This is a genomic window from Lactococcus petauri, assembly GCF_023499275.1.
GTDB lineage: Bacteria > Bacillota > Bacilli > Lactobacillales > Streptococcaceae > Lactococcus > Lactococcus petauri.
Map to the genome: position 1 here is coordinate 884,596 of NZ_CP094882.1, position 14,493 is coordinate 899,088.

Genomic DNA, 14,493 nt, shown 5'->3' on the forward strand with positions numbered 1-14,493 from the left:
ATGAAAACAAAAACCCTCAATAAAAATATAAGACGGTCGATTACTGGATCCTTTGGACGTTTCATATCTATTTTCTCCCTCATGGCTTTAGGGGTCTTTGCCTTTGTCGGTTTAAAAATGTCTGGGCCAAATATGAGGGCAACGGCTGAGGAATTCTATGCGCGGCATCACTTGGCAGATTTGAGTGTTACCTCAACGATGGGTTTAAATGCATCGGACCAAGCGCTTATTCGCCAGGCAGATGGACTCAAAACGGTGGATTTTGGCTATTTTCGTGATGTTTTGCTGCCCGATAAGAAAACTTCCTTGCGTATTTTCTCGCAAGCAGACAACCTTTCAACTTATGAGCTCATTGCAGGAAAAATGCCCCAAAAAAGCAATGAAATTGCCCTTGATTTTCTCTATCAAGACAAGTACAAGCTTGGTGATACAATCCGCGTAACCGAAGAAAAAAATGAGGGATCATATCTTCTAAAAAACCATGAGTTTAAGCTGGTCGGTTTTGTCAAATCAAGTGAATTTGTTGATAAAAGTCTATACGGTCCGACCAATATAGGAACGGGACAGCTTAACGGCTATGCCGTTGTTCCTCCTGAAACTTTTCAGTCAGATGTGTATATGATTGCACGCTTGAGTTTCAAAACCATGCAAGGCCTTAGTCCATATGATCCACAATTTACGGAACGCTCAGACTATTACCAACAAAAGCTTAAAAATCTTTTGGAAGGACAACCTGAAAAGCGTTTAGCGGAGATAAGAGAAGAGCCATTAGCCCAGCTAAATCAAGCCCAAGATAAACTGAAAGCAGAAGAAATAAAACTGCAAGAATCACAGAATGCGCTTAATCAACAAAAAGCTCTAGCTGGTGAAAATCCTCAACTTCAAGCCCTGCAGGAAAGTTTGAATACGGGTAAAGCAAAACTTGTAGAAAGTAAAACTCAACTGCAAGAACAGAGAGATAAACTAGCAGCGCTTGAAGCTCCAGAATATACCGTAAATAATCGAAAAGAAGGAAACCCGGGCTATCAAACCTTTGTTGATAATTCCACTCGTATCGATGCCCTTTCAAACATTTTTCCGGTCGTGCTCTTTGCGATCGCCGTTCTTGTCAGTTTAACGACGATGACACGTTTCGTGGAAGAAGAACGAGGCAATATGGGCTTACTTAAAGCTTTGGGTTACACCAATGCTCAAATTCGGAAAAAATTTATCGTATATGGAGCTGTTTCAGCCTGTGCGGGTGCAACTGTAGGTGTTATTTTAGGTCACGTTGTGCTTCCTCATGTGGTATTTAACGCTTATTCGGCTTCCTCTACATTTTCAGGATTGATTTTGACTTTCTCACCTTTCTGGACGCTTGTTTCCTTTGTTATTGCGCTTGCCTGTACCGTTTTGCCCGCTTATTTGGTGGCTCAAGCTGAGTTACGTGGCGTACCAGCAGCACTTTTCTTAGCCAAACCACCTAAAGCAGGTTCACGTATTTTCTTGGAGAGAATCAAGCCGATTTGGAATCGTATGAGCTTTACTTATAAAGTGACAGCACGTAACCTTTTCCGTTACAAACAGCGAATGTTGATGACTATTGTTGGGGCTGCGGGATGTACAGCACTTCTTGTTATGGGCTTTGGTATCCGTGATTCTATCTCAGGGTTGAGTCAACGACAGTTTGGTGAAATTTTACACTACAATATGCTTGCGGTTTCTCAGGATAACTTGAATAAACAGGAGCAAGATGAACTTGACCAGTTTTTACAGTCAGACAATATTAAGTCTTATGCTCCTGTTCACTTTGAACAACTGCATCAAACGATTAACGATAATCGTCAGGATATTAGTTTAATGGTTCCGGAGAAGGAAGAAAACTTTAAGCAGTTTGTAACACTGCGTAATCGTGTAAGTCAGGAGAAACTGGTATTACCAAAAGAAGGCGCAGTAATAAGTGAAAAACTGGCAGAACTACTTGGAGTAAAAGTTGGACAGACCATTTCGCTAAAAAACGATCAGGATAAAACAGTAAAAATAAAAGTTGCAGATATTACCGAGATGTATATGGGGCACTATATTTTTATGAATCAAAACCAGTATAAAGCGCTGTTTGAAACACCGATAAAGGCAAATGCGCATCTCTTGAAGCTTCGAGATACATCAAGGGCTAAAAGTCAAGCAGCTGCGGCTGACTTTATGCGAAATGCTGGGGCGCTCACTGTATCGCAAAATAGTGATTTACAAAATACAATTGACGCCTTTTTACACGGTATCAACAGTGTCATGTTTGTGCTTATTGGTTGTGCCATTCTATTGGCTATCGTTGTTATTTACAATCTAACCAATATCAACGTTTCTGAACGAATTCGAGAGTTGTCAACGATTAAAGTACTGGGCTTCTATGATCGTGAAGTGACACTTTACATTTATCGTGAGACGATTTTACTGAGCTTTATGGGAATATTAGCTGGTTTTGGCTTAGGGGCTTACTTCCATCATGTGATTATTACCATGTTACCGACCGACATGATTATGTTTAATCCAAATCTGTTATGGAGTAACCTGTTGCTCTCAACACTCATTACCCTAGCCACAACTTTAGGCTTAAGTATTGTCGTCCATCTGAAACTCAAAAATGTCGATATGCTGGGTGCATTAAAGTCTGTGGATTGATATTCTCATCTAAAGTACCTCTTTCTGAGGTACTTTTTTGATATTATTTTGAATTGCATAAGAAAAAGATTACAATAAAATTATATAAATGTTATTGATGTTACTTATAGATAACAAAAAACTTGACGAGGTAAATGCGATGACTTATAATTTTTCAGCACAGCACAGCACAGCACAGCACAGCAGGCGGTAATTTTCCGTCTAGCAGCTGTCGGTCTTCTCTGTTTTGAGGAGGGGAGCAGCCTATGAACGCAGATAAAAAACGTAAAGTACGCAATATCGCACTCTTAGCCCTACTTGGCTTAATCGGTGGTACTTTCGCCTTCACTGCTTTTAACCAACAGGCAATCAATGACCGAGAAAGAGAAAATCTAGCGCAAGTCGGCGGACGTGTCCACGACTACTTTAACCGGGAAGAAGAAAACAAGGATGTTTTCGTGGAAAACTTCGGGCAAGAACCGCTGATGGCGAGGCTTCGTCTCTCGGAGTACATGTCGATTCAAAAGCGCGGTCAGTCTGAATGGACTTCGGTTGTTTCGACAAGTGATCGCGAGGATACAAGCACCTGGAGCACTTATATCCCTTCTGCGAATAATCTCACTGAACGTACAGGAGAAGGCTACGAATATTTTAATCAATTTTCTCGACTTAGCTTTGGTCGAGAAGGTGCAGCCCCCTGGTTTCTTCCTACGTTTAACACTGTTTATGAGGAGAATCATGCACTTTTTGACTTATCAGCCGCTGCAGGCGATGCACTTGATTATGCAAGTGGAGGATACACACATCCGGGCGATGGGACAGATAATTTCTGGGGGGAAAATGACAGTGTCGATAACAGCGCAGGCCGTTATCAGGGAGCTGCGGTAACACGAGAGACTGCGCAAAACTTAACTCAAAATCTTCCGCCAATGTCACTCCAAGCGTGGACAGAAAATCCAAGAACGGGGAACTTTTGGGTGATTGACCATAATACTGGTTGGGCCTATTGGGCAAATCGACTCCATCCCGGTCAAGCAACCTCGTATCTGATTGATGAAGCCAGAATGTTGGAGGTGGCAGATAACATTCCGGGCTCTTATTATTACGCGATTCATGTTTCCAGTGAGCTTATCAGTCCAGACGAAAGCTTTTCTGACGAGCCTAATCACCTGAATGACTTCCTCTCCGCAGTTCGTACGAGTGATGGAAATCCTTTACCAACCGCAAGTTCGCCGCTAAGAGATTTTAACTTTAACGCTATGAATCTAGGGCGTATCTTTACCACAGAGGATGACCAAGCCTTTCGTTACCTTGAAAATCAAGGCAGCGGCAACCACATGATTATCCGTAACGAAGTTATTCCTGACGTGTCTTTTGAAGCGCAAGAGTCTCAGATGGAAACTTGGTTTAACAGTGGCATTTTACCGGAACTTCGAGCTCTGGTTCAGCCTGTGGCTGACGAGTTCACGACAGGAGAACTCAACCCAGTAGATCTACATATTGTCGATTTTACAGGTTTGAACTTTTTCTTCCAAGGAGCACAGGGCTCAGTGCTACTTGCCGATATCACGCAAGTTGTTTCAGACGGCAACCCACGGGCTTTTGCCTTATCACTGGTTGATGTGAACCGTGTTTCTGGTGCAAATTCTGGCTTTACAAGCCTTGGAGAACGTGTAGCGCCTGGGAACAGCTGGTGGTGGTTGCGCACCCCTAGTCCAGATTTTTTATATGGATTTCCCAATGAAATTATGGTATCTAGAGCTTGGACGGTCGCTAATTCAGGAGAAATGTATGTGAAAGATCCTGAACACAGCGCTTCCGATGGTGGTATCCGCCCCGCCCTCATCATCCATCAGTAACTCCAAAAAGTATTAGCGAACCAAATAAAAAGACAAAGTTCTTGTGACTTTGTCTTTTTGTATTTTAATGTTCGTAATGTTCAACTTTACGTTTGGCATCCGTGATTTGTTGTCCTTTTTCTTCGTGGGCGAGAATTTCCTCGAAGGCTGGAAGTTCCAAGTCTTGCCCGTATTTTTGATATAAGGCAGTTGTGACGAGGCGATAGGCCAAGCGTGCATTGCGCGAAAGGATGGGACCGTGGAAGTAAGTACCAAATGTATTTTTATAGTGGAGCCCTTCGGTGTCATCGTCGGGATTGTTCCCGCCACCATAAACCACTTTACCTAAAGCTTTTTCGCCTTCACCAAGATAGGTAATTCCCGAGTGATTTTCAAAACCATAATAAGTTTCACCAAACTCTTCGTTATGAATTTGAATATCGCCAATAAAACGGTCATTGCCAAGGTTTTTGGTGTAGTGCGGCAAGATACCGGTACAGTCAATCTTGTTGCCAGCAGCATTGATATAGTACTGACCTAACATTTGATAGCCGCCACAGATGGCAAGCATAGGCTTTTCAGCCTCAATATAGGATTTGAGTGGTGCTGTGATATTTTTGAAGCTGTCCGCGATGATTTCCTGTTCATAATCTTGACCACCGCCCCAGAAGACAAGGTCATAAAAATCTTGATCAAAACTATCTTCAAGGGAAACAATATCAAAAGTCATTTCAGCGCCTAATTTTTCGCCGACATACTTAAGCATGAGGATGTTACCGTTATCGCCATAAGTATTCATCAAGTCCCCATAAAGATGGGCAACATGAAGGTTGTATTTAGGATTTTCTAAATTTGATGTTAAAGAAGTATAAACCATTAGTGCATCTCCTTTCCAATCATCTTGTTTTGTGCAAGCAACTCACGCATTTCTAACATTGCAGTGTAGGTTGCTAGGATATAGATGTGCTGATCTGCTTCATTTTTGAGGGCATCAAGGATTTGTGGTAGCGACTCAAGTTCATGAATTTTGCTTTCGTCAAATCCAGAAACACGATAACGACGAGCCATTTCACTATGGCGGACACCACCAACAAAGATTTGGTCAATATCCATGTCATGGACCAGCTCAAAGTTAGCATCCCAAATCCAGCTTGTGTCAATACCGTCAGCATAGTTGGCATTGAGCAAGCTAACCAAGGTAAATGGATAATCAGCAAGTTTCATCATTTCCAGAGCCTGGTTTGCTCCAACAGGATTTTTAATCAGGACAATAGTAGCGGATTTATCACCAATCTTAAAGGTTTCTTGACGACCAAAGACGGCTTTAGATTGTTCGAAACCTGCCTTGATAGTTTCAGCAGGTACACCGTAAAATTCAGCGACAGAAACAGCAGCAAGAGCGTTGTAGATATTGTAGAGCCCACCCACGTTGATTTTATAAGAATGATTATCAATGACAAACTGAGAAGAAGTATTGGTAATTTCTGTGAGTTCAGAAACACGGTAATCCAGCTCAGGACGTTTGAAACCGCAGCTTTGGCAGATGTAATCGCCAAGGTTAGCATAAGTATTGAGCTTATAATCTAAGATATGATGGCATTCCGGACAAACAACCCCTTCAGTATTATAATGCGCACGTTCAGGCGCATGACTTTCATGGTCAAAACCATAATACTTGACAGGATTTACCAAAGTCCGTGAATGGAAGAGCGGGCTATCACCATTGAGAAGAACAGTGGCTTCAGGTGCATTAGCGGCTCCCTTGACGATAAAGTCATAAGTTGTATAAATCTCTCCGTAACGGTCCATTTGGTCGCGGAAAATATTTGTGAAAACAAAAAGTGAAGGCTTGATATATTCGGTGATTTTTGGCAGTGATGCTTCATCAATCTCCAGAACAGCAAAGCCTTTTTTCCCTTTTTTAACCTTAGGCGCTGTCAAGAAAGTAGCAGTAATCCCGGTAATCATATTGGCACCAGAAGTATTTGTGACAACTTTTCCAAAAGCTTTTTCGAGTATACCGACAGTGAGCGCTGTGGTCAAAGTTTTACCATTGGTCCCTGTCACAACGATAATTTCATAATCTTTTGTTAATGTAGCTAAAATTTCAGGATCAAATTTTAAAGCAATCTTACCAGGCAACGTACTTCCACGCTTAAAGATTTTCTCTAAAACTAAGCGTGAACTCTTTCCTGCTAAAGTTGCGAATGAAGTTTTCATAGTCATAAATGATATTATACCATAGATTGCGGTGTTGAGGAGGATAAACTTCTCATTGGAAAAGATATTTTTTTGCTGATAAACAAGGTAATAAGAAGTTGTGTGGGGTGTTCTAACTTCATCAGATTTTTCGTTTTTCCTGCTCTTAGGAGAGCACGGTATTATAATAAATATAAAGAAAAGGACTTGCGCTAACAAGACCCATGCAGCCGTATTAAGAACGGTAGCCGATTTTAGTTAAAAATAACGTCTTCTCGACTAAAGTAGGACGTTATTTTTTATCGTTTTTATTAACCACTGTAATCATCAATGAAAGTGTTTCATATATCGATAAAAATTGTCGCCTTTCGTTTTTGTGAGGCCAGCTCACGATAAAGCTACCATGTTATAGTATAATTACAACAAAAAAAGCTCTTGGACATTGCCAAGAGCGGGGTGTAGGAGTTTTGAGAGTTCCTCCTCTTAGTATAATATAAAAACCTTAAAAATGAAAGAATTAAATTTCACTGTTATTAAACTTCAAGCAAGACATCTTCAAAATATGCTAAAATAAAGTCATGAAAAATGCGACTGAAATCCTACAAAAGATGAATCCTAATCAAAAGGTAAATTATGATCGGGTTTATCAAAAAATGCGTGAAAGCTGGGAGGCTGAAGGTCTTCGTCCCAAAATTTTGCTTCATTCCTGTTGTGCACCCTGTTCAACTTATAGTTTAGAATATCTTTGTCAAAATGCTGATGTGACAATTTATTTTTCGAACTCGAATATTCATCCTCGTGCCGAGTACGAAAGGCGTGAGAAAGTTCAGGCTGATTTTGTTCAAGACTTTAATGTAAAAACAGGAAATAATGTTCAGTTTATTGCGGCACCTTATGAACCCAATAAATTTATGCAGATGGTCAAATTACATCAGCTCACAGAAGAACCTGAAGGTGGTTCGCGTTGCACAGCTTGTTTTCAAATGCGTTTAGATATTGTCGCAGAGAAAGCCCAAGAGTTAGGTTATGATTATTTTGGCTCGGCACTCACGCTCAGCCCCAAAAAGAACGGCCAACTCATAAATGAAATAGGCTTAGATATGCAAAAAATCTATGCTGTCCAATACTTGCCTAGTGACTTTAAGAAAAACAACGGCTGGAAACGTTCCGTAGAGATGTGCAAAGAATACGATATTTACCGCCAATGCTATTGTGGTTGTGTCTTTGCAGCACGTCAACAAGGAATTGACCTTAAAGAAATTAATAGAAGTGCTGTAAAGTTTATAAATAAAGTAGGCGACAAAAAATAAAGAACATGCTATAATTGTTGCATGGTTAAAAGTTTTATAAATAAAATGAGTGCAATTTTTCAGCATGGTTCTTTTAACACCCTGTATGGTGGCTTTTATGAAGGGACCATAACTGCTGGAGAAGCTTTAAAATATGGACAAATTGGTATTGGTACCTTAGATGGTGCTGATGGAGAAGTTATTATTCTTGATGGCACTGCCTATCACGGAAATTCTGAAAATCAGGTTCGCATAGTTAAGCCAGATGAAACTTTACCGTATGTTGCAGTGATTGATCACCAACCTTTTGCGACTTATAAAGTTAATGGACTGACGATGCAAACCTTGCATGATCTGACAGAGAAATTCCCAACACGGAACACAGCTTACAGTCTAAAAATGACTGGACACTTTGAGTCGGTGGAAATTAGCTCTAAACCTGCAAAGAATACGAAAAATTATTTGGAAATACTGGCTGAACAGCCTCATTTTGCCGAAAAAAACATTTCGGGAACGATTGTTGGTATCTGGTCGCCTAAGTTTTTAGAAGATCTGTATGGTGATGGTGCCCATTTACACTTTTTAAGTGATGACAAGACTTTTGGCGGTCACTTGACTGAATTCTTATCTGGACAAATTACCATTGAAGTTGGTCAAGTGGGGGAAATGAAACAGGAATTTCCTCAAGAAAATGAAAATTTCAAGGCTATGCGCTTTGAGTAATAATAGATAAAAACTACCTAAAAAGGGTAGTTTTTTTGTCGTTAAAATTCCTATGTGAAATAAATCGTAAAGTTTATCTTGAGCTGAGGTAAATTCCCACAAATAAATATAATTATGTTGCAAGATAAATTATAAAATAAAGAAGTGAGTTTATTCAAGGTGGATTCACATAATCTTATAAAAATTTATAGAGGAGATGTTTATTATGAAAAAAGCATTTTTAGCAACGATGGGTATGGGAATCTTGGCTAGCATGACGATGGCTTCAGCTACTACAGGATTCGCGGATGAAGCAGAGGCAAAAGATTCTACTGCTAACTTCACGATTACCGCTAAAGATCCAGGAAATCCAACGGATCCAGATAACGGCACGTTAACATTGAAAGAAGTACCAAGCTTCAACTATGGTGTTCTTGAAGCCAGCTCAATTTACTCAGGGTTCACTGGAAAAGCAGCTCAAGCTGAAGGAAAAGTTTTAGTTAGCGATACACGTTTGGGTACATCAGACTGGACATTGACAGCTAATATGGATAAATTTACAAATTCTAAAACTTCATTGGAAGGTGCAGCTTTAGACCTTTCAGCGGTCGGTACTTTAGGAGAAGATTTTACAGGTGTAATTAAAGATGACAAGAGCCCTGTAGAACTTGCAAAAGGTAATGGTTCGCATGGTAAAGATGAATTCCTTATTTCTGCAGAAAATGCTAAATTAACTTTGGGCGCAAATCCAAAGGCAAACTTGGCAGCTGATGATGCTTTTGAAACAACAATCAACTGGAACTTGAGTTCTTCACAACCCGTCGCTCCAACTGCATAATCTTTGTTGTCGGATAAATGAAAATGTATAAGCAAGTACGGGCAAAACTTAAGATTTGTCGGTTCTTGCTTTTATTTTTTAGTGGAGGTTGAAAAGCATGAAATTTATAAAAGGATTAGGCTGCTTCGCCATACTGCTATTCACCTTATTTCTACCTGTGAATGCACATGCGGAAGAGGGCGCAGGTTTTACTGTCACCCCAGTACTTGGAAAGGGTCAAACGGATCCCACTGCAGGCTATTTCTCAATTAAGGGTGAACAAAATGAAAGTTATCCAGTAACGGTAGCTGTTCAGAATTTGACAGAAAATGAAAATCAAGATTTTGATGTTCAGCTTGTCCAAGCAACGACAAGTAATAACGGCCATATTGATTATACTCCCAGCTCCAAAAAAATGATAGCAGGTGGTCTTTCCCTCAAGGATTTGGTAGAGGAGAAAAAGGCGACTCAAAAAGTAACAGTTGCTGCTGGGCAGACAAAGAATATTACTTTTAATCTGAAGCTACCTCAAGATAATATAAAAGGTACTATTTTAGGCAGTGTCTATGTTCGCAAAGTCCCGAAAGAAACAGCAAAGTCTAAAGGTGTAGGTGTACGTAATGCCTTTGCTATGACAATCCCTGTCATAATATCGGAAGATTTCAATAAAAAAATTACGCCCAAATTAGCGTTGACGAACGCACAGATGAAGTCGGATACAGGAGTGCCTAAAGTTGTAGGTGAGGTTAGTAACCAAGCTCCAAGCATGTTTGGGCAAATAAAAGTAGAGGCATGGGTGACTGAAAAGGGAAAAACGGACAAGCTTTATCAGTCACAATCAGAAAAATATGAGATGGCCCCCTATTCTTCATTTGAATATACAATAGATACCAATAAACATCTCTTAAAACCGGGGAAATATACCTATCATATGCTGATGAAGTCGGGTGATAAAAGCTTTGATATGGCACGTGACTTTACAGTTGATAGTAAAGGTAGAGAAACCGTCAACAGCAAGCTGCTTGAGGGAGAAAAATCAAATACAAAGCTTTGGTGGATCATAGCTGCAGTAGTTGGTAGCAGTATTATTATTTTCCTCGTGGCTTATGGGCTAGGAAAAAGAAAGGGCGATACTGATGATGAAGATGAATAATAGCAAACTAAAAGTTAGTTTAGCACTCTTAGGTCTTTCTTGTCTGACGAATCTTTTCCTTATACAGCCAGTGAGCGCTAATATGATGCAAAGTAAAATTGGTTTTACTGTTCATCAGGATGTAAGAGACGCTGGTGTTTTGCCACCTGAAATTCCTCAAAATGGACAGTTGGTGCATTACGATCTCTTGCCATCTACAGGAAGTGCTCAAGAATATTCTTTAATCTTGTTTGGCTGTATGCTATTGTTGTTTGTTGCTGTCTTGTTCTTGGCTCGTATGTATGGAGAGAAAGGAAAACTTCAATGAAAAAAATAAATATAGGTTTTATATTGCTTTTTCTCTTGCTACATGCTGCAAGCCCTGCAGTTTATGCCTTGGACAGTGACGTGGAAGCACAGCCTTCATCTAGTGCAACGAATGATAAGGATAGTAGCTCAAGTCTGCAAGAGTCAGAACTTGAAACACCAACATCGGATACAGATCAAACTATTGAGTCTGAAAACAGAGGAGATCAAACATCTGAAGAGGCAGCTCCAATAGAAAATGAAGCACCGAGAACATCTGAGGTACCAGAGCAAGAAAAATCTATCGAAGATAAACCTCAATCTGAAAAAGCATCTCCAACTGCGAGCTTGTCATCAGATGCAAGCTATACCGATTTGCCAGGTGCCCATGAACCAGATCGAAATGGCCTTTATTTACTCTTTCCACTGCGTACAGGGATTCTTTCTCAGCCTCAAGAAGAGCAGTATATTGTTGAAGGTACAAGTGCTGATTTAAGTATTAAAACCACATCATGGGTGACTTCTTGGGGTAAGGTTAAAGTCAAAGTAAATGCTTGGCAGGAACAAGACGATGGGAGTTGGCTAAGTATGGGAAGTATTGGTGAATTTTCGGATAGAAGTGGACTCCTTGGCTCAACTAAACAAAGCATTGACATCCCTGTAACCAAGCTGCAAGCTGGTAATTATTATTTTCAGCTAGAAACAAGGCTCAATACCCTACCAATTATTGGGAGCATCTCTGCTATGACCTATTACTCGCAACTTGCTAAAGTCACGGTTAAGGATAAGCCAGTTGCTGCTAGCGGTATTTCCATTACGACTCCGAGTGTGGTGTTTGAAAAAGCGACTTATTCGGCGAAGGCCGTGACAACACCACGTGATGCGACGGGTAAAATTACTTGGAACAGTTCTTTAAAGGGAATTAATTTCCTCAAAACAGAGGGACGCAGTATTGAATTTGATGCTGGGGATCAGCTTGATGAAGTAAATACCGATGTACAAGCACCGGGTATCCCTTTCACGATGTCTGCTGGCATTAGAAATGATGATGGAACAACGCCAACAGATAATAAGACAGTCTATCTCGGTGGTTTAGCAGCTAAAAATGTTGCAGAAGATAGTGGTATGAGCTGGGAACTTGATGGACAAGGTTTAGCAGATTTGAACAAATCGGTTGAAAGTGCCGAAGTATGGAGTTATGAATGGAAATACATAGAAGGGAAGACTTCTAAAGCTTTCTCTGAAACTCAAGGGGTCAAAAACTATAAAGGTACAGTAAGCGATTTGACCAGTCTCAATGATACAGATCACATCCTTTCTTTTGCTCCAGACAGTGCCTTTATGAAAACTGCACGGGAAGCGACAGAAAATGGGAAACCTTTTGCAGTTCAAGTCACTTTTTCAACAACGATTGATACAGGGGACGGCAAAAAGGAAACAGTTACTCTTTCTTCAAATAAGGCTCAACTCCTGGTTAATAAAGCGACAGGAAAGCTTCTTTTACAGCAAGTACCAAACTTTGATTTTGGTAAATTGCCTGCCAGTTATATCTATGATGGAACAAAAGATAGAGAGCCCACTGCACAAGATCATCTTGAAATTGTGGACAGTAGAGCAAAAGGTGGCTGGCGACTTTCTGCAAAGATGAGTCGTTTCCAAAGTAACAATAATCATAGACTGAAATTTAATAGTCAACTTACAATGTCCACTTATCCCTTTGAGATAAATCTTAAAGATGATGATACAGATAATTACATTGTAGATTCAGTAAGCAGTGAAGCTTTTGATTTAACCGGGCAGTTGCTCTTACAACCTGATCCGCTAGCCGATCTGAGTGCAGGAGAGACTTTTAGCAGTACGATAACTTGGAATCTTGTATCGACCACTAAGAGTACACCACCAGCATAAAGTTATAATAAATATAAAAACAGCGTTTCGCTGTTTTTATATTTTGAAGGCTTAAGGTAATAAAAGATGTTGGAAGATGCAAAGCGAGGAATGGAAATAGGAGAAAAAGTTATGATAGAGCTTTTCACAACGCCAAAGGAACAAGTTAAGATTGAACTCTTTCAGTACATCTTGTTTTCTCGGGCAGGTGAATTTTCTAAAGATTTAAAGGAGAAATTGAACTTGAAAAATGAGACTTTTAGACGGTACAGCAAGGAACTTGCAGAAGATATCCATGAACTTTTTGGTCAAGATATTAAGATAATAAAAAAGTCTTCAAAAATAGTCATAAAAATGAAGAATGAAATGACACCAGATTATATCGTGACCCGCTTGAAGCTGAATTATATGCGGAAAAGCCCTTTATATAATCTCCTCTCTACACTTATCAGTAAAAGTTACACATCAATTCCTGAAATTGCTTATGATTTGAACTTTAGTGAACCAACAGTCTACAAGTTATTGACACAAGTGAAGGAGATTATGCTCCCTTTTAAAGCCGAATTTGACTTGACAAATGCGACAAATTTTTCGGGAGATGAACTTGGTGTACGCTATTTTCTCTATCTCACACATTGGCATCTTTTCAATACCTTAGGAAAAAAGCCTTTCTCTGATGCCTTTCCGCCAGAATTTATCGATATAAATTTTTTAAAGCGTTCTTTAAAAATTGAGCGAAAACTTTCTAAAGCTCAGGAACAAAAGTTGCTTATACTTGCAGGCGTGACCTCCTACCGTATAGTTTACTTTAAGAAATATGTCAAGGTTGAAAAAGCATTTTTAGAGGATATTTCGATATTTTATCGAGGTCATCACTGCTTAAATCTTGCCTCTTTTAATGTAGACCCAGAGATTATTGAGAAAGAGTCAATACTTCTTAGTTTTTTAGTCAGAGGTCTTATTTTTGAGTTTGATGATATGTACGAGAAAAAAAGGGTGGTTGAAAGATTTCAAAATTCGAAACTTTCTGTTGGTTATGAAGTCAGCCTGTTTCTAGAAAAATTTCGCGAGACGTTCTCTTTTGAGTTTTCCGAAGAAAATTATGTCAAATCATACTATCTTCTAGTACTTACCAACCTATATTCACGTTACATACAGTTTAATGTTGATTTTTACCGTGCAGTTCCTATCGAAAAAAATTATGAATTGTTTGAAAAAAAGCCTCGTTATCGTGCTGTTAAAGATAGGCTGAATCAGATCATTACCTATTTTCCTTCTTCACAGCAGTTGAATGATTTAGAGAGAAAAAGTTTGACAGCACTACTTTATACAATTTACGAGCTCAATGCGCCAAGTATCCCTGTCCAAGTCTATATTAATCATACCTCAAGCATTGTGAATAGCTTCTATATTCAAAACACCTTGAAAAAATTTTTTAATAGCGATTTAATCGCTTTCTGCAAAACGATACCTGAAGCTGATGTTATCATTTCGAGTGATCCCGAAGGAAATTTCCTCTCCAAAGATGTTTTTTACTTTAAAAATATTTTTGATAAAGAAACATGGACCGACTTGATTGAGTTTTTGTCTAAATCGCTTTATGAGAAGAGGTTTCGTTAAAAATAAAATTCGCCGTGTTAATGTCAGAATAATACATAGAGTAAAAAACTCTTTTTATCTATTTCT

At 39.5% G+C, this 14,493-nt stretch carries 11 protein-coding genes; 9 read left to right on the forward strand and 2 right to left on the reverse strand.

The genetic code is table 11. From position 1 onward, the window contains the following. The gene (locus lgb_RS04415) at window positions 1–2,658 is read left to right on the forward strand and encodes an FtsX-like permease family protein (protein ID WP_242810670.1); all 2,658 of its coding nucleotides are present in this window, start codon (window positions 1–3) and stop codon (window positions 2,656–2,658) included. 245 nt (window positions 2,659–2,903) lie between these two features. Further along, on the forward strand, window positions 2,904–4,496 hold the full coding sequence (locus tag lgb_RS04420; RefSeq protein ID WP_019293529.1) for a hypothetical protein: 1,593 nt from the start codon (window positions 2,904–2,906) through the stop codon (window positions 4,494–4,496). A gap of 64 nt (window positions 4,497–4,560) precedes the next feature. Here lgb_RS04420 and gatD read toward each other — a convergent pair whose 3' ends face one another. Next, window positions 4,561–5,352 carry a lipid II isoglutaminyl synthase subunit GatD gene (gatD, locus tag lgb_RS04425; protein WP_004257838.1) on the reverse strand — a complete coding sequence of 264 codons (792 nt, stop codon included), beginning with the start codon at window positions 5,350–5,352 and terminating at the stop codon, window positions 4,561–4,563. Next, a complete protein-coding gene (gene murT / locus lgb_RS04430) occupies window positions 5,352–6,701 on the reverse strand; it encodes a lipid II isoglutaminyl synthase subunit MurT (RefSeq protein ID WP_019293528.1) in 1,350 nt (449 codons plus the stop codon). The genes gatD and murT overlap by 1 nt, the downstream gene beginning before the upstream one ends. Before the next feature lie 551 nt (window positions 6,702–7,252). On the opposite strand from murT, the gene lgb_RS04435 reads away from it, so the two are divergent. From lgb_RS04435 to lgb_RS04465, 7 genes are all read left to right on the forward strand, one after another. Continuing rightward, window positions 7,253–7,984, forward strand: a complete 732-nt coding sequence (locus lgb_RS04435; RefSeq protein WP_019293527.1) for an epoxyqueuosine reductase QueH — start codon at window positions 7,253–7,255, stop codon at window positions 7,982–7,984. A 21-nt stretch (window positions 7,985–8,005) separates the two neighbouring features. Next, window positions 8,006–8,686, forward strand: coding sequence for an acetolactate decarboxylase (locus tag lgb_RS04440; RefSeq protein WP_019293526.1), 681 nt, complete (start codon window positions 8,006–8,008; stop codon window positions 8,684–8,686). Between the two features lie 205 nt (window positions 8,687–8,891). Continuing rightward, window positions 8,892–9,503 (forward strand): WxL domain-containing protein, encoded by a 612-nt coding sequence (locus lgb_RS04445; protein WP_019293525.1) that lies wholly within the window; start codon window positions 8,892–8,894, stop codon window positions 9,501–9,503. Between the two features lie 97 nt (window positions 9,504–9,600). After that, complete coding sequence (locus tag lgb_RS04450; RefSeq protein WP_019293524.1) at window positions 9,601–10,635, forward strand: WxLIP family cell surface protein; 1,035 nt, start codon at window positions 9,601–9,603, stop codon at window positions 10,633–10,635. Then, complete coding sequence (locus lgb_RS04455; RefSeq protein WP_029345723.1) at window positions 10,628–10,942, forward strand: LPXTG cell wall anchor domain-containing protein; 315 nt, start codon at window positions 10,628–10,630, stop codon at window positions 10,940–10,942. Before lgb_RS04450 ends, lgb_RS04455 begins: the two co-directional genes overlap by 8 nt. After that, entirely contained in the window at window positions 10,939–12,828 is a 1,890-nt protein-coding gene (locus lgb_RS04460; protein ID WP_019293522.1) for a WxL domain-containing protein, read from the forward strand. The genes lgb_RS04455 and lgb_RS04460 overlap by 4 nt, the downstream gene beginning before the upstream one ends. Window positions 12,829–12,939: 111 nt before the next feature. After that, window positions 12,940–14,427, forward strand: coding sequence for a helix-turn-helix domain-containing protein (locus lgb_RS04465; RefSeq protein WP_227671622.1), 1,488 nt, complete (start codon window positions 12,940–12,942; stop codon window positions 14,425–14,427). Window positions 14,428–14,493: the final 66 nt, after the last annotated feature.

Bases quoted from the DNA above. Each gene is read 5' to 3' on its own strand.
- lgb_RS04460 (WP_019293522.1), top strand. From the start codon at position 10,939: ATGAAAAAAATAAATATAGGTTTTATATTGCTTTTTCTCTTGCTACAT.
- lgb_RS04455 (WP_029345723.1), top strand. From the start codon at position 10,628: ATGAATAATAGCAAACTAAAAGTTAGTTTAGCACTCTTAGGTCTTTCT.
- lgb_RS04420 (WP_019293529.1), top strand. From the start codon at position 2,904: ATGAACGCAGATAAAAAACGTAAAGTACGCAATATCGCACTCTTAGCC.
- lgb_RS04440 (WP_019293526.1), top strand. From the start codon at position 8,006: ATGGTTAAAAGTTTTATAAATAAAATGAGTGCAATTTTTCAGCATGGT.
- gatD (WP_004257838.1), bottom strand. From the start codon at position 5,352: ATGGTTTATACTTCTTTAACATCAAATTTAGAAAATCCTAAATACAAC.
- lgb_RS04445 (WP_019293525.1), top strand. From the start codon at position 8,892: ATGAAAAAAGCATTTTTAGCAACGATGGGTATGGGAATCTTGGCTAGC.
- murT (WP_019293528.1), bottom strand. From the start codon at position 6,701: ATGACTATGAAAACTTCATTCGCAACTTTAGCAGGAAAGAGTTCACGC.
- lgb_RS04435 (WP_019293527.1), top strand. From the start codon at position 7,253: ATGAAAAATGCGACTGAAATCCTACAAAAGATGAATCCTAATCAAAAG.
- lgb_RS04465 (WP_227671622.1), top strand. From the start codon at position 12,940: ATGATAGAGCTTTTCACAACGCCAAAGGAACAAGTTAAGATTGAACTC.
- lgb_RS04450 (WP_019293524.1), top strand. From the start codon at position 9,601: ATGAAATTTATAAAAGGATTAGGCTGCTTCGCCATACTGCTATTCACC.
- lgb_RS04415 (WP_242810670.1), top strand. From the start codon at position 1: ATGAAAACAAAAACCCTCAATAAAAATATAAGACGGTCGATTACTGGA.